At 66.5% G+C, this 20,216-nt stretch carries 15 protein-coding genes; 4 read left to right on the forward strand and 11 right to left on the reverse strand.

Annotated features, from left to right (window positions below):
* The first annotated feature begins 70 nt into the window (after positions 1-70).
* Positions 71-697, forward strand: coding sequence for a glutathione S-transferase family protein (locus tag A7X12_RS17130; protein ID WP_064313027.1), 627 nt, complete (start codon positions 71-73; stop codon positions 695-697).
* A 15-nt stretch (positions 698-712) separates the two neighbouring features.
* Here the strand turns inward: A7X12_RS17130 and A7X12_RS17135 are convergent, their stop codons facing one another.
* Positions 713-2,035, reverse strand: coding sequence for a dicarboxylate/amino acid:cation symporter (locus tag A7X12_RS17135; protein ID WP_064312676.1), 1,323 nt, complete (start codon positions 2,033-2,035; stop codon positions 713-715).
* A gap of 66 nt (positions 2,036-2,101) precedes the next feature.
* Positions 2,102-3,727 (reverse strand): hypothetical protein, encoded by a 1,626-nt coding sequence (locus tag A7X12_RS17140; RefSeq protein WP_064312677.1) that lies wholly within the window; start codon positions 3,725-3,727, stop codon positions 2,102-2,104.
* 94 nt (positions 3,728-3,821) lie between these two features.
* Here A7X12_RS17140 and A7X12_RS17145 point away from each other — a divergent pair, with 94 nt between their 5' ends.
* The gene (locus A7X12_RS17145) at positions 3,822-5,078 is read left to right on the forward strand and encodes a M24 family metallopeptidase (RefSeq protein WP_064313028.1); all 1,257 of its coding nucleotides are present in this window, start codon (positions 3,822-3,824) and stop codon (positions 5,076-5,078) included.
* A 2-nt stretch (positions 5,079-5,080) separates the two neighbouring features.
* On the opposite strand, the gene A7X12_RS17150 is transcribed toward A7X12_RS17145, so the two are convergent.
* Positions 5,081-5,446 (reverse strand): darcynin family protein, encoded by a 366-nt coding sequence (locus A7X12_RS17150; protein WP_064312678.1) that lies wholly within the window; start codon positions 5,444-5,446, stop codon positions 5,081-5,083.
* Positions 5,447-5,532: 86 nt separating this feature from the next.
* On the opposite strand from A7X12_RS17150, the gene A7X12_RS17155 reads away from it, so the two are divergent.
* Positions 5,533-6,180, forward strand: a complete 648-nt coding sequence (locus A7X12_RS17155) for a TetR/AcrR family transcriptional regulator (RefSeq protein ID WP_064312679.1) — start codon at positions 5,533-5,535, stop codon at positions 6,178-6,180.
* A gap of 9 nt (positions 6,181-6,189) precedes the next feature.
* Complete coding sequence (gene alaS, locus A7X12_RS17160; RefSeq protein WP_064312680.1) at positions 6,190-8,841, forward strand: alanine--tRNA ligase; 2,652 nt, start codon at positions 6,190-6,192, stop codon at positions 8,839-8,841.
* A 9-nt stretch (positions 8,842-8,850) separates the two neighbouring features.
* Here the strand turns inward: alaS and A7X12_RS17165 are convergent, their stop codons facing one another.
* From A7X12_RS17165 to A7X12_RS17200, 8 genes are all read right to left on the reverse strand, one after another.
* Positions 8,851-9,366 (reverse strand): hypothetical protein, encoded by a 516-nt coding sequence (locus tag A7X12_RS17165; protein WP_064312681.1) that lies wholly within the window; start codon positions 9,364-9,366, stop codon positions 8,851-8,853.
* A gap of 3 nt (positions 9,367-9,369) precedes the next feature.
* A complete protein-coding gene (locus A7X12_RS17170) occupies positions 9,370-11,157 on the reverse strand; it encodes a cation:proton antiporter domain-containing protein (RefSeq protein WP_064312682.1) in 1,788 nt (595 codons plus the stop codon).
* 186 nt (positions 11,158-11,343) lie between these two features.
* A complete protein-coding gene (locus tag A7X12_RS17175; RefSeq protein WP_064312683.1) occupies positions 11,344-12,564 on the reverse strand; it encodes an NADP-dependent isocitrate dehydrogenase in 1,221 nt (406 codons plus the stop codon).
* Positions 12,565-12,679: 115 nt separating this feature from the next.
* On the reverse strand, positions 12,680-13,474 hold the full coding sequence (locus A7X12_RS17180) for a response regulator transcription factor (RefSeq protein WP_198162062.1): 795 nt from the start codon (positions 13,472-13,474) through the stop codon (positions 12,680-12,682).
* Between the two features lie 240 nt (positions 13,475-13,714).
* Entirely contained in the window at positions 13,715-14,941 is a 1,227-nt protein-coding gene (locus A7X12_RS17185; RefSeq protein WP_064312684.1) for a cytochrome P450, read from the reverse strand.
* A 57-nt stretch (positions 14,942-14,998) separates the two neighbouring features.
* On the reverse strand, positions 14,999-16,390 hold the full coding sequence (locus tag A7X12_RS17190) for an HlyD family type I secretion periplasmic adaptor subunit (protein WP_064312685.1): 1,392 nt from the start codon (positions 16,388-16,390) through the stop codon (positions 14,999-15,001).
* Positions 16,387-18,522 carry a type I secretion system permease/ATPase gene (locus tag A7X12_RS17195; RefSeq protein WP_332308558.1) on the reverse strand — a complete coding sequence of 712 codons (2,136 nt, stop codon included), beginning with the start codon at positions 18,520-18,522 and terminating at the stop codon, positions 16,387-16,389. Before A7X12_RS17195 ends, A7X12_RS17190 begins: the two co-directional genes overlap by 4 nt.
* On the reverse strand, positions 18,519-20,135 hold the full coding sequence (locus A7X12_RS17200) for a TolC family protein (RefSeq protein ID WP_157105633.1): 1,617 nt from the start codon (positions 20,133-20,135) through the stop codon (positions 18,519-18,521). The genes A7X12_RS17195 and A7X12_RS17200 overlap by 4 nt, the downstream gene beginning before the upstream one ends.
* Positions 20,136-20,216 lie beyond the last annotated feature (81 nt).

Consider the following 20,216-nt stretch of genomic DNA (forward strand, 5'->3'; position numbering starts at 1 on the left):
CCGGCGTCGCGCAAGCTGCCGACCTGTGCAGCAAGCGACGGCAAGCGCCGCGCTCACCGGAGAGGCCGACGTGACGATCATCGTCCATCATCTCGAAAATTCGCGCTCGCAGCGGGTGCTGTGGCTGCTGGAGGAACTCGGGATTCCCTATGAAGTGAAGCGCTACGAGCGGAACAAGGCGACGATGCTCGCCCCGCCCGAGCTGAAGAAGGTGCACCCGCTCGGCAAGTCGCCGGTGATCGAGGATGGCGGCACGGTGGTCGCTGAAACCGGCGCGATCCTGCAATATCTGGTCGACAAGGCGGAGGGCAAGCTCGGCGCACCTGCGAACCGCGAGGATGCGCTGCGCTATCGCCACTTCCTGCATTATGCGGAGGGCTCGCTGATGCCGCCGCTGCTGGTCATGCTGGTGCTCGCCCGCGTGCCGTTCTTCGGCAAGCTGGGCCTCAAGAAGTTCCGCCCGATGGCCGAGGTACATTTCGACTATGTCGAAGGCGAACTGGCCCAGCGCCCGTGGTTTGCCGGCGACACCTTCACCGCGGCGGACGTGATGATGAGCTTTCCCATGGAGGCGGCGGTCAAGCGCGCCGGCATTCTCGATGGCCGCCCGCACATCGCGGCGTTCCTGGAGAAGATCCACGCCCGCCCGGCCTATCAGCGGGCGCTGAAGGCGGGCGGGCCCTATGCCTATGCGTGAAATTCCCGGGAGCGTTCAGCTCCCGGCATAGTCTTCGAACTTGTCCGCGTCACGCGGCCCCCCGGCGGGGAGCGGTCGCACCGCCGGTTCGGCCTCGTCGGGATCGTCGAGCTTGCCTTCCCAGCGCGCCACGACCGCCGCCGCCACGGCATTACCGACGACGTTGGTCGCGGTGCGGCCCATGTCGAGGAAATGGTCGACCGCGAGGATCAGCAACACGCCCGCCTCGGGAATGTTGAAATGCGCGAGCGTGCCGGTGATCACCACCAGGCTGGCGCGCGGCACGCCGGCAATGCCCTTGCTGGTGACCATCAGGATCAGCAGCATCTGGATCATCGTCGCCCAGTCGAGATGGATGCCATAGGCCTGCGCGATGAAGATCGACGCGAAGGTCATGTACATCATCGAGCCGTCGAGGTTGAACGAATAACCGAGCGGCAGCACGAAGCTGGCGATGCGCGGCGGCACGCCGAAGCGATCGAGTGCATCGAGCGTGCGCGGATAGGCGGCCTCGGACGAGGCGGTCGAGAAGCCGAGCAGGATCGGATCGCGCAGATAGCGGAACAAGAGGCCGGTGCGCGGCCCGATCACCAGGAAGCAGGCGCCGAGCAGCACCGCCCAGAGCGCGGCGAGGCCGATATAGAAGCTGCCCATGAAGAAGGCGAGGTCGCCGACCACACCCAGCCCCTTGGTCGCCAGCGTCCGCGCCACGGCGCAGAACACCGCGACCGGCGCGAACAGCATCACATAGCCGGTTACGGTCAGCATCACCGAAACCAAAGCTTCCAACCCGCGCAGCAGCGGCTTTGCCTTGTCGCCCACCGCCGCCATGCCGACGCCGAAGAACAGCGAGAAGATCACCAGCTGGAGGATGTCGTTGCTCGCCATCGCCTCGATCGCGCTGGTCGGCACGATGTGGGTGAAGAACTTGGCTGCGTCGAAAGCCGAGCGATCGACGCCGCTCGAGGCGTTCGCCGGCGGTAGCGGCAGGTGGAGGCCGGTGCCGGGCTGGAGCAGGTTCACCAGGATCAGGCCGAGGGTGAGCGACACGAGGCTCGCGCAGACGAACCAGAAGAACGCCTTGAGTCCTACGCGCCCGATCGCGCCGCCGCCGCCCATATGGGCGATGCCCACGACCAGCGTCGAGACGACCAGCGGTGCGATGATCATCTTGATCAGATGGAGGAACATCTGGGTGGGGATGTCCAGACCATAGGCGATCGATTCCAGCGTCGCCTTGCCCGCTTCCGTACCCCCATAGCCGAGGTTGAGGCCCCAGCCGATCAGTCCGCCCAGCAGCAGCGCCGCAAGGATGAACCAAGTTAAACGTTTACCCACTTTTGCTCCCCGAAGAATCGTCGGGCGAGGGAAGGGGATTGTTGGCCCCGGGTCAAGCCCGGCGGCTTAGCCAAGCGGCGCCAAGGCCCCATGCCAGTGCGCAAGCGCCGCTGCGGAATCGCGCCGAGCGGCACGCGCGTTACCAAGTTTGGCCTGAATTTCACCGCGCGCGGCAAGCGCGACGGGGTCCTGTGGACGATGGCGTAACGACGCCTCTATTTCGGCCAATGCTTCGCGCGCCTTTCCGCTTTCGAGAAGTGCAATCGCGAGGTCGCGGCGCACCGGGTACCACCAGAGCGGCGGATCGGTCCATTCCGACAGAGGTTTTGCCTCCTCGATCACGGCTGCGCCGGCAAATGCCTTGGCGGCGCGGTCCGGCCGATGATCGAGCATCGCCGCGCGGCCTTCCAGTACAAGCCGGGCGAGCTTTACCGCGGCGGTCGCGCTGCCACCCAGGGTATCCCCCCTGATCTTGCCCGGCAGCGCCCGCGCTTCGACACGCAGCCCGTCGCGATCTCCGGCCCGCGCATAGGCTTCGCCACGCGCGTAATGCCAGAATGCCTGGGCGATGATGGCATCCTTGGGCGGCGCCGGAATCGCCAGCGTTTCGGCAAGCGGCGCAAATTGGGCGAGCGCGATATAGCCTTGGCCGAGCACCACCTGCTTGAACGGGTCGAGCGTTTTCGCCCGTGCCCCCATTTCGACCAGGGGACGGGCAAGCGCGAGTCCGCGCGTCGCGTCCCCGGCCATCAGCGCGCCGCCAACCCCGAACTGGACGTTATGGCCATGATAGGCGAGCGTCCACACGCCATCCGGCGCGTCGAGCTTCAGTCGCCGGGCATTGGCGAAGCCCAGTTCCACCGCCTTCTGGTTGGCGATGGCGGCGTCCTCATAGCGGCCGACCCAGTAATAGGTGTGCGACGGCATGTGCACGAGGTGGCTCGCCGCAGGGGCGATCGTCGCAAGGCGATCGGCATAGGGCTCGGCGCGCTTCGGGACGCCCGCGCCCTCGGTTGCGTGAATGTAGAAATGGATGGCCGGGGCAAAATCCGGATTGCGCTTCAGCACGGTTTCCAGCAGCGCTACCGGCCGCGCCATCTGTTCGGACTTGAAATCCGAGGCGATCATCAGCGCGTCGGCCGTGACCACCGCGATCGAGTCATCGTCCGGATGGGCCCGGGCGAGCGCATCCATCGCATCGGCGAAAGCCCTGTTGCCCTGCCGAGCGTCCCCCGTGTAGCGCAGCTTCATCGCGGCGATCAGGCGCTTTTCCCTTTCCGTGCCGTTCGTCGCGAGACGTTCGGCATTGGCGACCACCTCCGCGAGCCGCGCCCGTTCCTTGGCATCGATCGGATAGTTGATCGTCGGGCCGGCGGCATAGGCCTCGCCCCAGCTGCACATCGCACAATTGGGGTCGAGCCTCCGCGATTCCTGGAAGGCGGCAATCGCAGCCTTGTGCGCGAAGGCGTGCGCGAGCTGCATGCCATTGTTGAAAAAGGCCTGCGCCTGGGCATTGCCGGTTTGGACCGGGAAGCCGCCGGGGCCATAGCCCGCCAACAGCGCAGGACGCGCAGCCGGGTCCGTCGCGTCCCCGCACCAATGCGGGCTGAAAGCGGCGGCGATCTCCGTCGCGCGAGGCGGCATGACCGCGCCCAGCAAGAGCAGTACCGGTGCGATAGCGACGAGTCGCATGGTCCCTTCACCCCTGTTCGGCATGCCGGAGATGCTTGCCGTCTACCCCCGCTTCGTCCTACCCGATCGGGGAAAGATTGACGAGGGGCGCAGGATGACGGTTTGGGCAACGACGCGGCGAAACCTGATCGGTGGCATGGCGGCGATGCCGCTCCTGGGATTGCCGGCGATCGTTCGGGCGGCAGAGCCGGATCTGGCGCAGCTTCGCGACATGACCGGCGATGCGCGTCCGATCGGGCCGGAGGAGCGGCGGTCCAGGCTCGTCAAGGCGCAGCGGCTGATGCGGGCAAACGGCATCGGCGCAGTGCTGATCGAGCCGGGGGCGAGCCTCGTCTATTTCACCGGCATCCGCTGGGGTCGGAGCGAGCGGCTGACCGCGGCCATTCTGCCGGCCGAGGGCGAGCCATGCATTGTCACGCCCTTCTTCGAAGAGCCGCGCACCCGCGAGACGCTGTCAATTCCGGCCGAAGTGCGGGTCTGGCAGGAGGATGCGGATCCGCTCAACGTGGTGGCGAGCTTTCTCAAGGACCGAAAACTGGCCGGGCTGCCCGTCGGCATCGAGGAGACGGTTCGCTTCTTCGCTGTGGATGGACTGCAGAAGCATGGCCTGCGCGTTACCTCGGCCAATCCGGTGGTTCGCGGCTGCCGGATGATCAAGAGCCCGGCTGAAATTGCCTTGATGCAGCTCGCAACCGATATCACCATCGCGGCCTATCGCTTTGTATATGCTCGGGTTGAGAAAGGTATGCGCCAGCACGACGTGTCCCAGCTGATGGACGCGGCGACGCGCAAGCTGGGCGGCGACCCGGAGTTCAGCATGGTGCTGGTGGGCGAGGGGGCCGCCTATCCGCACGGCACCAGGACGCCCTCGCCGGTACGTGACGGCGCGATCGTGCTGATGGACTGCGGCTGCAATGTCCTGGGCTACCAGTCGGACGTGTCGCGTACCTTCGTGCATGGTACGGCTACCGCGCAGCAGCGGAAGGTCTGGGAGCAGGTGGCGAAGGGCCAGCAGGTAGCGTTCGCTGCGGCGAAGCTCGGTGCGCCGGCCGGCAGCGTCGATGACGCGGTGCGTGGATATTATGCTTCGCTGGGTTATGGGCCGGACTACAAGCTCCCCGGACTGTCGCATCGCACCGGCCATGGCATCGGGCTCGACGGCCATGAACCGGTCAATCTGGTGCGGGGCGAGGAAACGCGGCTCGAACCGGGCATGTGCTTCTCGGACGAACCGGGCATCTACATTCCCGGCAGCTTCGGCGTGCGGCTCGAGGATTGTTTCCACATGACCGAGGCGGGGCCGAAATGGTTCTCGACCCCGCCGGTTTCGATCGATCAGCCGATGGGATGACGTCAGGCCGCTACGCCGATCGGCTGCTGCGCATAATTGTCGGCATAGGCATTTTCGACGGAGGGAAGGATGTCGACGATCTCGAACCATTCGTCCCAGAAGGGCGTCTCCCGGAGGCGCTCGACCAGCATCTCCCACGCATGATGATCTCGCACGTCCCACATCAACAGGTCGGTCACGCGCGCATCGTAGAATTCGACGTCGAAGAAGCGCAGGGCCAGGCGATCGCCGAACTCGGCGAAGAGCGGATCGAACAGCGCGCGCATCTTGGCGAAGCGTTCCGCCGGCGGCATCGACAGCCAGGAACGGCGCGTCTTCACCAGCATGAAGATGGTCATTACCGTCTTGGCGGGTATGTCGGTCGTCATCGTTCAAAACTCCTTGGTTGGGGTGCGCCAAGGGTGCGTCGGCTGCCGCTTTCGGCCTACTCGCATTCGGAAAGGGTGGGGGTGTCATGGCGGTAACGCCGCGTAAACGGCCGCGGCAACAGCGTGCGCAAGCGATGGTGGAGGCGATCGTCGAGGCGGCGGCTCGCATTTTCGAATCGGAAGGGCCGTCCGGCTACACCACCAATGCCATCGCCGAGCGGGCGGGGGCGAGCATCGGCTCGCTCTACCAGTATTTCCCTGACAAGGATGCGATCACCGCGGCACTGATCCGGCGCGAGACGGCCCGGTTCCTTGCCGATGCGCGGGAGTCAGCGCGGGCACCGGACTGGGCCACGGCCCTCCAGATCCTGATCGACGCGGCCGTGGGACATCAGCTGCGCCGCCCGGACCTCGCCCGGCTGATCGACGTGGAGGAAGCGCGACTGCCGCTGCAGCACGAGAACCGGGGGGTGACGGAGGTGCTGGAGCAGTTGATCGACGCCGCGCTTTTCCGTCCCGCCGCTCCGCGGATACCCGATCGGCAGGAGGCCGCGGGCGACCTGATTGCGTTGGTCAAGGGCATGGTGGACGCGGCCGGCGAGCGCGGGGAAGAGGATGCGGAGCGGCTCGGCACGCGGGTACGGGCGGCGGCCTTTGGCTATCTCGCCACTATGGAGCGGAACGATGACGTCGATCGACGTGTTTCGCTTGAGCGAAAGCCCGCTCGCCCCTAAGTCGGCCTGATGACGTCGACCAATGATATCCGCCGCTCGTTTCTCGACTATTTCGAGGGCCAGGGCCATGCCCGCGTCCCCAGCGCGCCGCTGGTGCCGCACAACGATCCCACGCTGATGTTCGTGAATGCGGGCATGGTGCCGTTCAAGAACGTGTTCACCGGCCTGGAATCGCGCCCCTACAGCACCGCGACCAGCAGCCAGAAGTGCGTGCGCGCGGGCGGCAAGCATAACGATCTCGACAATGTCGGCTATACTGCCCGGCATCACACTTTCTTCGAGATGCTCGGCAATTTCTCGTTCGGCGACTATTTCAAGGAGCAGGCGATCACCCATGCCTGGACGCTCCTCACCAGGGAATGGGGCATTCCGGCCGAGAAGCTGACCGTCACGGTGTACCATACCGACGACCAGGCGTTCGACCTGTGGAAGAAGATCGCAGGGCTTCCCGATCACAAGATCATCCGCATCCCGACCAAGGACAATTTCTGGGCGATGGGCTCGGACGGTCCCTGCGGCCCCTGCTCCGAAATCTTCTACGATCACGGTGAGCACATCTATGGCGGCCCCCCGGGCTCGCCCGAGGAGGATGGCGACCGTTTCGTCGAGATCTGGAACCTCGTCTTCATGCAGTTCGTGCAGGAAAATGACGAGATCATCGGCGACCTGCCGCGGCCCAGCATCGACACCGGCATGGGGCTGGAGCGCATCGCCGCCGTGCTCCAGGGCGTCCACAACAATTACGACATCGACACCTTCAAGGCGCTGATCGACCAGTCGGCGGCGCTGACCGGCACGTCGGCGAGCGGCGATCAGGTCGCCAGCCACCGCGTGATCGCCGATCACCTGCGCTCGTCGGGCTTCCTCGTCGCGGACGGCGTGCTGCCGGCGAACGAGGGCCGTGGCTATGTCCTCCGCCGCATCATGCGCCGCGCGATGCGCCATGCGCACCTGCTCGGTGCGAAGGATCCGCTGATGCACCGGCTGGTGCCGTCGCTGGTCGCCGAGATGGGCGCTGCCTATCCGGAGCTGGTCCGCGCGCAGCCGCTGATCGAGGCGACCTTGCTCCAGGAGGAAACCCGCTTCCGCCAGACGCTCGCCAACGGCCTTCGCCTGCTCGATGAGGCGACGGTGGGCCTCAAGGCCGGCGACACGCTGCCGGGCGCGACCGCGTTCAAGCTCTACGACACCTTCGGCTTCCCCTATGACCTGACCGAGGACGCGCTACGCGCCAACGAGATCGGCGTCGATCGCGCCGGCTTCGACGCCGCGATGGCCGAGCAGAAGCGTGCTGCCCGCGCCGCCTGGAAGGGCTCGGGCGAGAAGGCCTCGGAAGAGCTGTGGTACGATCTCGCCGACGAGCTCGGCGGCACCGAATTCACCGGCTATGTCAGCACCGAGGGCGAGGGCCAGGTGGTGGCGCTGGTCAAGGACGGTGCGCGGGTGGAAAAGGCGGTCGCCGGCGACACGGTGACGATCCTCACGAACCAGACGCCTTTCTACGGCGAGAGCGGCGGCCAGATGGGCGATGTGGGCGTGATCGGCAACGACAAGCTGCGCGCGCTGGTCGATGACACGTCGAAGCCGCTCGGCCGTCTGCATGCGCATCACGCCAAGATCGAGAATGGCGAGGTTGCCGTGGGCGACGCCGTCCACCTCTCGGTCGATGTCGCACATCGCGACCAGGTCCGCGCCAACCACTCGGCGACCCACCTGCTGCACGCGGCGCTGCGCAAGCGGCTCGGCACCCATGTCAGCCAGAAGGGCAGCCTGGTGGCGCCCGAGCGGCTGCGCTTCGACTTCTCGCACCCCTCGGCGCTGACGCCCGAGCAGATCGCGCAGGTCGAGGCCGATGTGAACGCGCAGATCCGCCACAACGGCACGGTCGAGACGCGCCTGATGACCCCGGACGACGCGATCGCCGCGGGTGCGATGGCGCTCTTCGGCGAGAAGTATGGCGACGAGGTTCGCGTGCTGTCGATGGGGCTGGGCGAGGATGCGTCCTATTCGGTCGAGCTGTGCGGCGGTACGCATGTCAACGCGACGGGCGACATCGCGATCTTCAAGATCGTCTCGGAAAGCGCCGTCTCTTCGGGCGTGCGCCGTATCGAGGCGCTGACCGGCGAGGGCGCACGGCTGTGGCTCAACGCCCGCGACGAGCGGCTGCGGGAAGCCGCCGCCGCGCTCAAGACCGCGCCGGACGATGTCCCCGCGCGTGTGGCGGCGCTGGTCGAGGAGCGCCGCAAGCTCGAGCGCGAACTGGCCGAGGCCAAGAAAGCGCTGGCACTTGGCGGCGGTGCCGGGGCTGCACCGGCAGGTCCGGAGCAGGTGCACGGCATCAACTTCGTCGGCCAGGTGCTCGACGGGCTGGAAGCCAAGGCGCTGCGCGGCGCGGTGGACGAGGCCAAGGCACGGATCGGCAGCGGCGTGGTCGCGCTGGTCGCGGTGAACGAGGGCCGTGCGTCGGTCGCGGTCGGTGTCAGCGACGGAATCGGCGTCAGCGCCGTGGACCTGGTGAAGGTCGCGGTGGCGGTGCTCGGCGGCCAGGGCGGCGGCGGCCGTCCGGACATGGCGCAGGGCGGCGGTCCGGACGGGGCCAAGGGTGCCGACGCGCTCGCGGCGGTGAAGGCGGCGCTGGCGGAAGCCCAGGTCGCCGCCTGATCCCAAGGGTCAGCGCCCGGGGGCGTAGCCGTCCTCGGGCAATACCCAGATCGCCGTCTGGCTCATGTCGGCGCGGAGCAGGCCGTCGATCGTGACATTAACCGTCAGCTCGCCGGCGCCCGCGTCGCGATAGCAACGCTCATGCCCGGCAAGCGGCTGCAGCGCCTCGAGCAGCTTGCTGCGCGTGTTCGCCTCCAGCGCGGGGCTCAGCGCCGTGCCGTTGCTCGTCAGCTTGCCTGCATTGAAATCGGCGGGGCGGACTCGGCTGCACACGGCCCCCTCGCGAACCTGACCGAAGGTGGAATATTCCAGCACGATCAGCGGATCGCGGTTTACCACGCCGGTCACCAGCGCATCGAAGCTGCCATCGCCGCGCAGCGTGTAGCGGACGATCGTGCCGCAGGTGCGGGCATTGCGGTCGGGATCGACGCACCGGATTCGCCCTGCCTTGGCGGGTGCAAGCGGATCCGGAACAGCGTCGCCCTGCAAGGGGGCGAGCAGGGCAAGGACGAGGGGTAGCAGCATAGGTCAGGCCTCGGTTGGTTCGGTGCTCGGGTTGCGCCGCGAACGGTTTAGGCGCGGTTCGCGCTGCAACCCGGCAGCTTCCTTGATGGAGCGGCGCATCTCGTCGCGCTTTTCGTGGATGGATGCAATCACCGGTCCGACGCCGAGGCCGAGATCGACAAGCAGCGCCTCGGAAAGCTGCAGCGAGCTCTCCAGCGTTTCCGGCACCGCGTCGGTCGCGCCGGCCTTGTAGAGCTCGGCCGCGTGCGCGGCATCGCGCGCGCGCGCAATGATCGGCAGGTTCGGGACCCAGCCGCGCACGCGCTTCGCGAGGCGAACGGTGAGCACGGGATCGTCCATCGTCAGTACCAGCGCGCGGGCGCGGCCGAGCTGGAGCTGGTCGACCAGTTCGCTGCGGGTGACGTCACCGAACAGCACATGGAAACCGGCGCGACGCGCACGCACCACCGTGTCGATGTCGGCATCGACGGCGACATAGGGCTTGTCATGCCGGCGGAGCATCTCGGCTACCGTCCGCCCGACGCGACCGAAGCCGATAACCACCGTACCGCCTTCGACCTGCGCGAGTTCCTCGCTCTCGATCTGGGCGCCATTCTTGCCTTCGATCTTTCGTGCCGCGCCGCGACCTGCTTTGGCGAGCAGCGGCGTGGCGGTAAGGCCGATCGCGGTGACGGCGCTCCAGAAGGCCGCGGTGCCGGGCGCGATGAGCCCTGCCGCCCCGGCGACGCCGAGCACGATGAGGGTCGTCTCCGAAGGGCTGGCCATCAGCACGCCGGTCTCCGCGGCCGTGCCCATGCGCGCACCGGAGAGGCGCAGCAGCACCGTCGTCACGGCGACCTTCACCACCATGACGAGCAAACTTGCGCCCAGCAGCGCCGCCCAGTTGGACGCGACGAAGCCCAGATCGAGCTGCATGCCGACGGTGAGCAGGAAAACACCGAGCGCGAGGCCTTTGAACGGCGCGGTAATCGCTTCGACTTCGCCGTGATATTCGGTCTCGGCGATCAGCAAGCCCGCGATCAACGCGCCGACGATCGGCGACAGGCCCGCCGCCGTGGTGGCGAGGCTTGCCACGATCACGACCAGCAGGCTGGCGGCAAGGAAAAGCTCCGGGCTCTTGGTGCGAGCTGCCTGGGCGAACATGCGCGGCAGCACGATGCGGCCGCCGATGAACAGCGCCGCGACCGTCGCCGCGCCGATGCCCAGCGTCATCAGCAACTTGGTGACACCGGCGCCATCCGGATTGGGTGCCATCGCGCCCAGCCCGAAGATGATCGGCACCAGCGCGAGATCCTCGAACAGCAGCATGGCGAAGGCCGCACGCCCGACCGGGCTGGTCGTGCCCGCGATCGGAATCACCAGCGCGGTCGAGGAGAGCGCGAGGGCGAGGCCGAGCCCGATCGCGCCGCCGGTGCTAAGACCGGTGAGGTAGAGCAATGCGGCAAGGATCAGCCCCGATCCGAACAGCTCCGCCGCGCCGGTGCCGAACACCAACGATCGCATTGCCCAGAGGCGCTTGAACGAAAGCTCCAGCCCGATCGAGAACAGCAGCAGGATGATACCGAACTCGGCGAACGGCTCGATCGAGTGCGCGTCGGAGATGGTGAGATAATAGAGCCAGGGCGCCTGGCCGACCAGGCTGCCGAGCCCGAACGGCCCGACCAGCAGGCCGGCGAGGATGAAACCGATCACCGGGCTGATGCGGAAGCGCGCGAAGGCGGGAATGACGAGGCCGGCGGCGCCCAGGATTACCAGCGTATCGCTGAAGCCGTGGTTGGACAGGCTCAGCATGCGATGTCCCGGTGTGCGCAAGCGGGCGCGGGGCGGCGGGGTTGGAAGGAACAGAAAGGCCGATGGCCGGTGGCGGGTTTTGCTCGCTCGGTCATGCGCCCTAGAGACGATGCGGGGCCCGGCATTGCAAGTAGAAAAGCCCGCCAGTGGCGGGCTTTTCCGTAGCTTTACGTAGAGGGTAGCGGCTTACTGCCAGCTGCCCATCGCGGTTTCGAGGTTGACACGGATCGCCTCGAAGAACTGCTCGGTGGTCATCCAGGCCTGGTCCGGGCCGATCAGCAGCGCGAGGTCCTTGGTCATCTTGCCGCTCTCGACGGTCTCGATGCAGACCTTCTCCAGCGTCTCGGCGAAGCGGGTCACCTCGGGGGTGCCGTCGAACTTGCCGCGATACTTCAGGCCGCCGGTCCAGGCGAAGATCGACGCGATCGGGTTGGTCGAGGTCGCCTTGCCCTGCTGGTGCTGGCGATAGTGGCGGGTGACGGTGCCGTGCGCCGCTTCCGCCTCGATCGTCTTGCCGTCCGGGGTCATCAGCACCGAGGTCATCAGGCCCAGCGAGCCGAAGCCCTGCGCCACCTGGTCCGACTGGACGTCGCCGTCATAGTTCTTGCAGGCCCAGACGAATTCGCCGTGCCACTTGAGCGCCGAGGCGACCATGTCGTCGATCAGGCGGTGCTCGTAGACGATGCCGGCGCTCTGGAACTGGTCCTTGAACTCGGTCTCGAACACCTCGGCGAAGATGTCCTTGAAGCGGCCGTCATAGGCCTTGAGGATCGTGTTCTTAGTCGACAGGTACAGCGGCCAGTTGCGGCCGAGCGCATAGTTCATCGAGGCGCGCGCGAAATCGCGGATCGACTCGTCGAGATTGTACATGCCCATGGCGACGCCGGCCTGCGGGAAGTCGAACACCTCGTGCTCGATCGTCTCGCCATTCTCGCCTTCCCACTTCATGGTCAGCTTGCCCTTGCCGGGCACCTTGAAGTCGGTCGCCTTGTACTGGTCGCCGAAGGCGTGACGGCCGACGACGATCGGCTTGGTCCAGCCCGGGATCAGGCGCGGCACGTTCGAGATCACGATCGGCTCGCGGAAGATCACGCCGCCCAGGATGTTGCGGATCGTGCCGTTCGGCGACTTCCACATCTTCTTGAGGCTGAATTCCTCGACGCGCTGTTCGTCCGGGGTGATCGTCGCGCACTTCACGCCGACGCCGTACTGCTTGATCGCGTTGGCCGAATCGATGGTGATCTGGTCGTTGGTCTCGTCGCGCTTCTGCACCGAGAGATCATAGTATTTCAGATCGATGTCGAGGTACGGGAGGATCAGGCGCTCGCGAATCCATTCCCAGATGATCCGCGTCATTTCGTCGCCGTCGATCTCCACGACGGGCGTTGCAACCTTGATCTTCGCCATAAGCTCGCTTTCCTGAGACAGGTGGGTTTAGGGGAGCGTCTAGGGGCAAGGGCAGGGGGGATCAAGCGGTTGCGGCGGCAAAGCGCGTGAAGCCCATGCTCTCTCCCCGGGACGGTCAGTACAGACGTTCGACGGGCGCGTCGAAACGATAGCCGACGCCGCGCTCGGTAACCACCGACGGCGACGGTGTATCCGCCAGGGTCAACTTCCGCCGCAGCCGCAGCACCTGCACATCGACGCTGCGATCGAAGATGTCCTCGTGCGTGCGGGTCGACTGCAGCAGCTGCGCGCGCGACAGCACCCGCTGGGGTGCCTCCAGAAAGGCGGTAAGCAGGGCATATTCGCCCTTGGTCAGCGGCACGCTTCTGCCCTTGGGGTCGCGCAGGCTGCGGGTACGGCACCGCAATTCCCAGCCGAGAAAGCGATAGCCGCCGGTCTGGCGGGGGTTGCCGCTGGCGAGTCTGCCCAGTTCCTGCCGCCGCACGATCGCGCGGGCACGTGCGACCAGCTCGCGTGGGTGGAACGGCCAGGTCAGGTAATCGTCGGCGCCAAGCTCGAACGCCAGAATGCGATCGATGTCGTCCGAGACCTGGTTGCTCATCACGATGACCGGGATCTCCGATCGATCGCGGATGCGTCGCAGCACGTCCATGCCGTCCGCATCCTTCAGTTGCTGGTTGAGCAGCACCATGCCGAAGCGGCCGCCGCGAAGTTGCTCCATGGCCTGGCCGGGATCGTCCAGCACGACCGTGGGGCACTCCTGGCGCTCCAGATAGGCGGCGATGGGATCTCGCATCAGGGGGGCGTCGTCGATCAGGAGAACGCGACCGAGCGTCACGCTCGGCAGCTTGAAATCGATCAGGGGTATCATCTCAAATCCGACATTGGCGCTGCCGCCAGATCCGGCCATGCCGCGGCCATCCTTGCGGGGCTGGGGAGATCGCAGCCTTGGCGGACACGGTTCGGGTGAATGCGACGTTGCCTCTCCTGCAAATCGGGGCGTCCCTGCTGCACCCTTTCTGCGCGTACAGCATGCCTTAGAGCCCCAAGAGGCGGCCTGTCCCGTGAAAAGGGCCGGCTCAGACTACGGTATAGGGGGCTTGAAATCGCGGGCGCCGCCCTACCGCGGGTTGCGGCGCCCGCACCGGAATCAATCTATCCGGACCATTATCTCGCGATAGCCGTGGATGAAGCAGGCGGGCACGCGCACCGGGTCCGCCACCACGCCAACGCGCATCTCGCGATCCAGCATCGCCTCGAGGAGGATGCTGACCTGGAGTTCGGCCAGGCGCGCACCGACGCAGCGGTGGATGCCATGACCGTAGGACAGGTGGCGCCGTGCGTTGTGCCGGTCGACACGGAACCCATCGGCATCCTCGCCGAACACGGATTCGTCCCTGTTCGCGGAAATGTACCAAAGAACCAATTTGTCGCCCGCTGCGATCTGCTGGCCGTCGAGCGTGCATTCCCGGGTGGCGGTGCGTGCCATATGGGCGACCGGCGTCTGCCACCGGATCGTTTCCGAGACTGCATTGGCGACGAGCGAGCGATCGGCGTCGAGCAGTGCGCGCTGCTCCGGGTACTGATCCAGTGCATAGACCAGCCCGGACATGGTGTTGCGGGTCGTGTCGTTGCCGCCGACGATCAGGAGCGAGAGATTGCCCATGAACTCGTTGAACGGCATCTGGCCCATCGCTTCCGAACGGATCATCATGCTGAGCAGGTCGGGCCCGGGTGCTTCGCTCAGCCGCTGGTCCCACAGCGCCTTGAAATAGAGGCCCGCCTCCTGGATCTTGGCGAAACGGACATCGGCAAGCGCGGGATCCTGCATCAGCTCGATATCGCCCATCCAGTCCGACCATTCCGCCAGCTTGGCACGTTCCTCCCAGGGGAAAGCGAAGAGAATGGCGAGCATCTGCGTGGTGAGTTCGCGAGAGACGCGGGTGACCCAGTCGAAGGGCGTCCGACGCGGGAGGGAGTCCAGCACCGTGGCCGTGCGATGGCGGAGATCCTCGGCCATTCGCTGCACGGCGCCCGGGGTAAAGGCGGGGGCGACGGTGCGACGCTGGGCGGTGTGGATCGGGGGATCGCGGCCGATGAACATTGGATTGCGCCGCGCATCGGGCTGGAGCGGCACGATGTTGAAGCCGCCGATTTCCGAGGAGAAGAGGTCTGGCTGCGCTTCCACCTCGGTGATCGCCGCGTGGCTGCTGATCGACCAATAGGGGCCGAAGCGCGACTGGGGCACATATTGTACGGGCGCATGGGCGCGGAGTTGCCGGAACGGCGCACGCCAGCTGCCATCGCGATAGAGTTCGAGACGGCTGACGTCGATGGGATCGAGGATATCGGATACGCTAAAGGATACCGGGAGCATTACGCCTCCAATGGGGAACGCAGGGAGCACGCCGCCCGAAACAAGGGCGGCGTGCGATTACTGTTCTCGGGCAGCCTCTCTACGGATCTGTTCGACCGGCTGGACGAGATAGGTCAGGATCGAGCGCCGCCCGATCGAGATGTCGTTGGTGGTGGCGAGGCCGGCGCCGAGCGGCACCTTGCCCTTCTCGGTATCGATGCTCGCCTTCTGCAACGAGATGCGCGCAAGGAAATACGGACCGATATCCTTGTCCGGCACCGCATCGCGGCTGATGGTGAGGATGCGGCCAGGGATGGTGCCATAGGTGGTGAAGGGGAAGGCCTGCAGCTTCACCGCGACTGGCTGGCCCGGTCGCACGAAGCCCGCATCCCGATTGAGCACCTTCGCCTCCACGGTCAGGCCACCGTTCGGCACGATGATCATCAGGGGCTTGGCAGGCTCGACCACCCCGCCGATCGTGTGGACGGAGAGCTGCTGGACCGTTCCCGAAACCGGGGCATAAAGCCGTTGAAGGCGTGACTTTTCGCGTGCCTTGCGCAGCTCTTCTTCCCGCAGCACCTGATCGCCCTGCGCCTTGGCCAGCTCCGCGAGCGCGCGCTGCTGGGCCTCCGCGCGGGTCTGGACACCCTGCTCGTCGAACTTTCGCGCTTCCGAAAGGGCGCGCACCTGCTGGGCTTCGGCCACCTTGCGCTCGCCGCCTTCGGAATGGCGCTGGCGTTCCAGCTCCATCAGGCGGAGGCCCGGCGCATAGCCCTTGGCGGCAAGGCCGTTCATCGCATCGATCTCGGCGTCGAGCACCGGTGCGGTGGCGTGGTATTTGCGAACCTGCTCGGCTGCCGCCCTTGCGTCGGCCAAGGCAGACTGGCGGGCCGCTCCATAGCCGTGCACGGCCGCTTCGATCTGGGCGAGCTGTGCGGCGATCAGGCGCTGCTGGGTTTCGATCACCTCGGGCGGGGTGCCTACCGGTGCCTCGAAGCGAAGCGGACCGCCGCGCAGCGCATCCGCGATCGCCTTCGCGCGAGCGACGTCGAGCTTTGCGGTCGCCAGCGCCTGTTCGGCCTGACGCTCTTCCGCGCCGGAAACCGTAGGATCCAGGTCGAGCAGCGGCTGGCCTTTCCGCACCACGTCGCCCTCATGGACGAAGATGTGGCGGACCACGCCCGTTTCCGAGGCCTGCACCAGCTTGACGCTGTCGGCGGGCACGATGCTGCCTTCGGCCGAGGCGACGACATCGACCTTTCCGAAGATCGTCCACGCCAATGTGAGCGCGAAGCAGATCAGCAGCGCCCAGGCAGTGACGCGACCGGTGGGGGACACCGGCTTTTCGATCACCTCCAGCGCTGCCGGCAGAAAGTCGGGCTCGTGGCTGGTAAGCCTGCCCTTGGTGCGCGCTTTCTCGGCGCGAACAGCCTCCACCCAGAGCTGGGCGTAATGGCGCAGCGCGCTCATGCGACGAACCCCTGTGTCACGCCCGCCTGACGGCGGTGGAGATCGGCATAGCGCCCGTCGAGGGCGAGCAATTCCTGATGGCTGCCCCGCTCGACGATATGGCCGCGCTCCAGAGCGATGATGCTGTCGCACTGGCGAATGGCGGACAGGCGGTGTGCGATGATCAGTACGGTGCGCCCCGCCGCCATCGCCTTGAGGTTCGTCTGAATTATTTCCTCGCTTTCGGCGTCGAGCGCCGAGGTCGCTTCGTCGAAGATCAGGATGCGCGGATCGGTGACGAGCGCGCGGGCAATGGCCAGCCGCTGGCGCTGCCCCCCGGAGAGGTTGGTACCTCGCTCCTCGATCATCGTGTCATAGCCTTGCGGGAGACGAGTGATGAACTCGTGCGCGCCAGCCAGTTCTGCCGCCGCGATCACCTGCTCCAGCGGCAGGGCGGGGTTGGAGAGGGCGATATTCTCCCGCACCGTGCGGCTGAACAGCAGGTTTTCCTGCAGCACCACGCCGATCTGACGACGCAACCAGGCGGGGTCGATCTGGGCCACGTCCACCCCGTCGATCAGCACCCGCCCGCCGGCGGGAACATACAGGCGCTGGAGCAGCTTGGTCAGCGTCGACTTGCCCGAGCCCGACGAGCCGACAATGCCGAGCGACTGCCCGGACAGGACAGTGAGATCGATATCCTCGAGCGTCCACGGTCCTTCCAGGCCATAGCGGAACTTCACATTCTCGAACCGCACCTCGCCCCGCAGCGCCGGCAGCGCGACCTGGCTGCCCGAGCCGGGCTCGGTCGGCTGATTGAGCACGTCCCCCAACCGCGCAATCGAGATGCGCACCTGCTGGAAATCCTGCCAGAGCTGCGCCATGCGGATGACCGGACCGGAAAGCCGCTGGGCGAACATGTTGAACGCCACAAGACCACCGACGGTCAGCTCGTGCGCGATCACCTGCTTCGCGCCGAAATACAGGATGCCGGCCATGCTCAGCTTCGAAATCAGCTGGATCGCCTGGCTTCCGGTATTGCCCAGGTCGATCACGCGCTGGCTGGCGTGGGAATAGCCCGCGAGCTGCCGCTCCCATCGGTCCTGCCATTGCGGCTCCACCGCCGCGGCCTTGATCGTCTGGATGCCGCCGATGCTTTCGATGAGCAGCGCGTTGTTGGCCGAACCGCGCTCGAACTTGTCGTTGATCCGCGCGCGCAGCGGGCCGGTGACGAGGATGGCGACGCCAAAATAGGCGGGGATCGTGAGCACCGCGACAATCGAAAGCGACGGAGAGTAGACCCACATCGCGATCAAGAAGACGATCGTGAACAGCGGATCGATCAGCACCGACAGCGAAGCGTTGGTGAGGAACTCGCGTACCGATTCCAGCTGGCGCACCCGCATCGCGGTGTCGCCGACGCGGCGTGCCTCGAAATAGCCGAGCGGCAGCCGCAGCAGGTGCCAGAACAGCTTCGAGCCAAGCTCTACGTCGATCTTTTGACTGGTTTCGGAATAGAGGCGGGTGCGCAGCCAGCCGAATAGCGTCTCCCACACCGACACCGCAACGAATCCGATCGCCAGCACCGTGAGAGTCGAGAGCGTGTTGTGGACAAGCACCTTGTCGACGATGTTCTGGAAAAACAGCGGCGCCGCCAGACCGAGCAGGTTCAGCACCAGCGTGATCAGCAGCACTTCCCCGATCAGCTTCCGGTATTTTGCAGCCTGGGGAATGAACCAGCTGAAGTCGAAGGCACGGGCGGCGGTGCCGACTGCCTCACGCGTGGTGACCAGCACTACTTCGCCAGACCAGAATTGCGACATCTCTTCGCGGTGAACCTTGATGATCCCGCCACGTGCGCGCTGGATCAGCGCCTCGTCCCCGGCGACGCGACCCAGCAGAAACCAGCCGTCGGGGCCGTTCGCCAGGGCAGGGAGGGGCAGGCGCGCGAGTTGGTCCCAACTCGCGCTGCGGCTGCGCGCCTTGGCACCTTCCTGGCGTCGGATCAGGCGCAGCATGTCCGTGGTGTCCAGCGGTGCCTGGTGGCCGATCGAGTGGCGCAGTTGGGCAGGATCGGCGGCGATACGGTGCATGCTCAGCAACTGGGCAAGCATGATGGGGCCGCTTTCGACCATATTCGAAGCGTCGCTCACGGATGGGGCTTTCGGAGGCTGGGAGTGATGGGTTGGGGCGACGCCGAAGAAGGCGCCGCCGGCTTGAACATCGGGTCTTTGGCCGGGGCCGGCGCCGTGGGTGCGTGGACCCGCGCCGCAGGTACGGCGATGGCGTCGATCGCGCCCACGGTATCGTCCAGCGGCAGTCGGTTCGCCTCGCGCGCGGCGGCTACCGCAGGCTTCGGATCATAGAGCGGGACCCCGCTGGTAAGGTCGCCGGCCTCGAGGGTGCCGATGCGCCGGAGCAGCGTCGCGCGACTGACATAGCGATCTCGCTCCGCATCGAGCACCGACACCTGGGCGTCGCGCAGCGTTTGCTGCGCATAGAGCAGGTCGAAGGTCGAACGCAGGCCCAGTCGGTATTCGGCCAACATGCCTTCCAGCTGTGTCGTGGCTGCGGAACGTCGTTGCGCACTGACGTCGCCGATGCGGTCGGCGGTGGCGATGTCGTTCCAGGCGTCCGTGACCACGCGAGCCAGTTCGCGTTGGGCGGCCTCGATGCGGAGCCTGTCGCTTTGCGCGCGGGCGGATGCCTCGCGCACCTGCGAGGCGCGCAGACCGCCGCCGACCAACGGCACCGTCAGCACCACACTGCTGGAGAATGCCTTGTCCTGATCGCGCAAGTGATAGGGCAGATGGGCACGCCCGTTTACTTCCGCCGAGCCGCGCACCGCAACCGTCGGACGACCGGTTGCCCTTGCTGCCTCGACATCGTGTAGCGATGCCTGTGCCGTATCGCGTGCATAGGCCAGTTCCGGACTGCGTTGGGCGGCGAGGAAAAAGGCCCGGTCCGCATCGGCCGGCAGTCCGGGCAGTCCGGGGGGCGGCGCGGCGGTCTCGATCTCCGCCCCGACGACGGAGAGGAAATCGGCCTGGGCCGAGCGGAGGGACTGCTCCGCCTGGAGCAGCTGGGCCTCGGCCTGCGCCACCTGGCCGCTTGCCTGGGCGATATCGGTGCGGGTCAGTTCGCCGGCGACTTGGCGCGCCTCGATCTCGTCGAGCAGCTTGTGCAGTTCCTGCACGCTGGCGGCGCGGATGTCGCGCTCCGCGCGGAAGCGGTAGACGTCCATATACGTGGAGATGACCGAGAGCAGCAGATCCCCCTCGGTCGCGCGCAAGCGCTGTTCGGCGGCCCCTACCGAGGCTTCGGCCGAGCGCCGCGTCGCGGTCGCGTGTCCCCCGGTGTAGAGCGGCTGCTGGATGCTCAGGGCTGCCTGGCTTTCCGACTGGGCGGAAAAAGGCCGTCCGAAAATATTGGTTCGGCGGGAAATCCTGCCCTCGAGATTCCATTGATAACCGGCGCTGATCTGCGCATCGGCGCGCATCCGCAGCTCGGCCTTGGCCTGGGCGATCCGCTCATCGACGCTGCGCAGGTCGTACCGCGTCGCCTGGAGCGTGGGGTTGTTGCGATAGGCGAGGGCGATCGCCGCGGCGAGGCTCTGCACCGGCTTTGGCCGCTCGTCCCCTACCGATGCAACGGGCGCAACCGTCTGGGCGCCGGACAGGGCGGGGGTCAGCGCGCCGGCGGATGCCAGCATCGCCATGCACCGCTTGCGGAAGGGGGCACGGGTGACCCGATGGGTGGGACGCAAAAGCGCGATCCTTGTCGATCAAAAAAGGGCGCCGCGTGAAGGCTTCGAGCCCGCACGCGGCGCCGGTTGGAGGTAGTCGGG

The sequence above is a fragment of the Sphingomonas sp. TDK1 genome, assembly GCF_001650735.1.
Lineage (GTDB): Bacteria > Pseudomonadota > Alphaproteobacteria > Sphingomonadales > Sphingomonadaceae > Sphingomonas.

Excerpts from the sequence above, each read along its gene's own strand:
- A7X12_RS17140 (WP_064312677.1), bottom strand. The coding sequence starts at position 3,727 with ATGCGACTCGTCGCTATCGCACCGGTACTGCTCTTGCTGGGCGCGGTC.
- A7X12_RS17145 (WP_064313028.1), top strand. The coding sequence starts at position 3,822 with ATGACGGTTTGGGCAACGACGCGGCGAAACCTGATCGGTGGCATGGCG.
- A7X12_RS17150 (WP_064312678.1), bottom strand. The coding sequence starts at position 5,446 with ATGACGACCGACATACCCGCCAAGACGGTAATGACCATCTTCATGCTG.
- A7X12_RS17155 (WP_064312679.1), top strand. The coding sequence starts at position 5,533 with ATGGCGGTAACGCCGCGTAAACGGCCGCGGCAACAGCGTGCGCAAGCG.
- alaS (WP_064312680.1), top strand. The coding sequence starts at position 6,190 with ATGACGTCGACCAATGATATCCGCCGCTCGTTTCTCGACTATTTCGAG.
- A7X12_RS17165 (WP_064312681.1), bottom strand. The coding sequence starts at position 9,366 with ATGCTGCTACCCCTCGTCCTTGCCCTGCTCGCCCCCTTGCAGGGCGAC.
- A7X12_RS17170 (WP_064312682.1), bottom strand. The coding sequence starts at position 11,157 with ATGCTGAGCCTGTCCAACCACGGCTTCAGCGATACGCTGGTAATCCTG.
- A7X12_RS17175 (WP_064312683.1), bottom strand. The coding sequence starts at position 12,564 with ATGGCGAAGATCAAGGTTGCAACGCCCGTCGTGGAGATCGACGGCGAC.
- A7X12_RS17180 (WP_198162062.1), bottom strand. The coding sequence starts at position 13,474 with ATGGCCGGATCTGGCGGCAGCGCCAATGTCGGATTTGAGATGATACCC.
- A7X12_RS17185 (WP_064312684.1), bottom strand. The coding sequence starts at position 14,941 with ATGCTCCCGGTATCCTTTAGCGTATCCGATATCCTCGATCCCATCGAC.
- A7X12_RS17190 (WP_064312685.1), bottom strand. The coding sequence starts at position 16,390 with ATGAGCGCGCTGCGCCATTACGCCCAGCTCTGGGTGGAGGCTGTTCGC.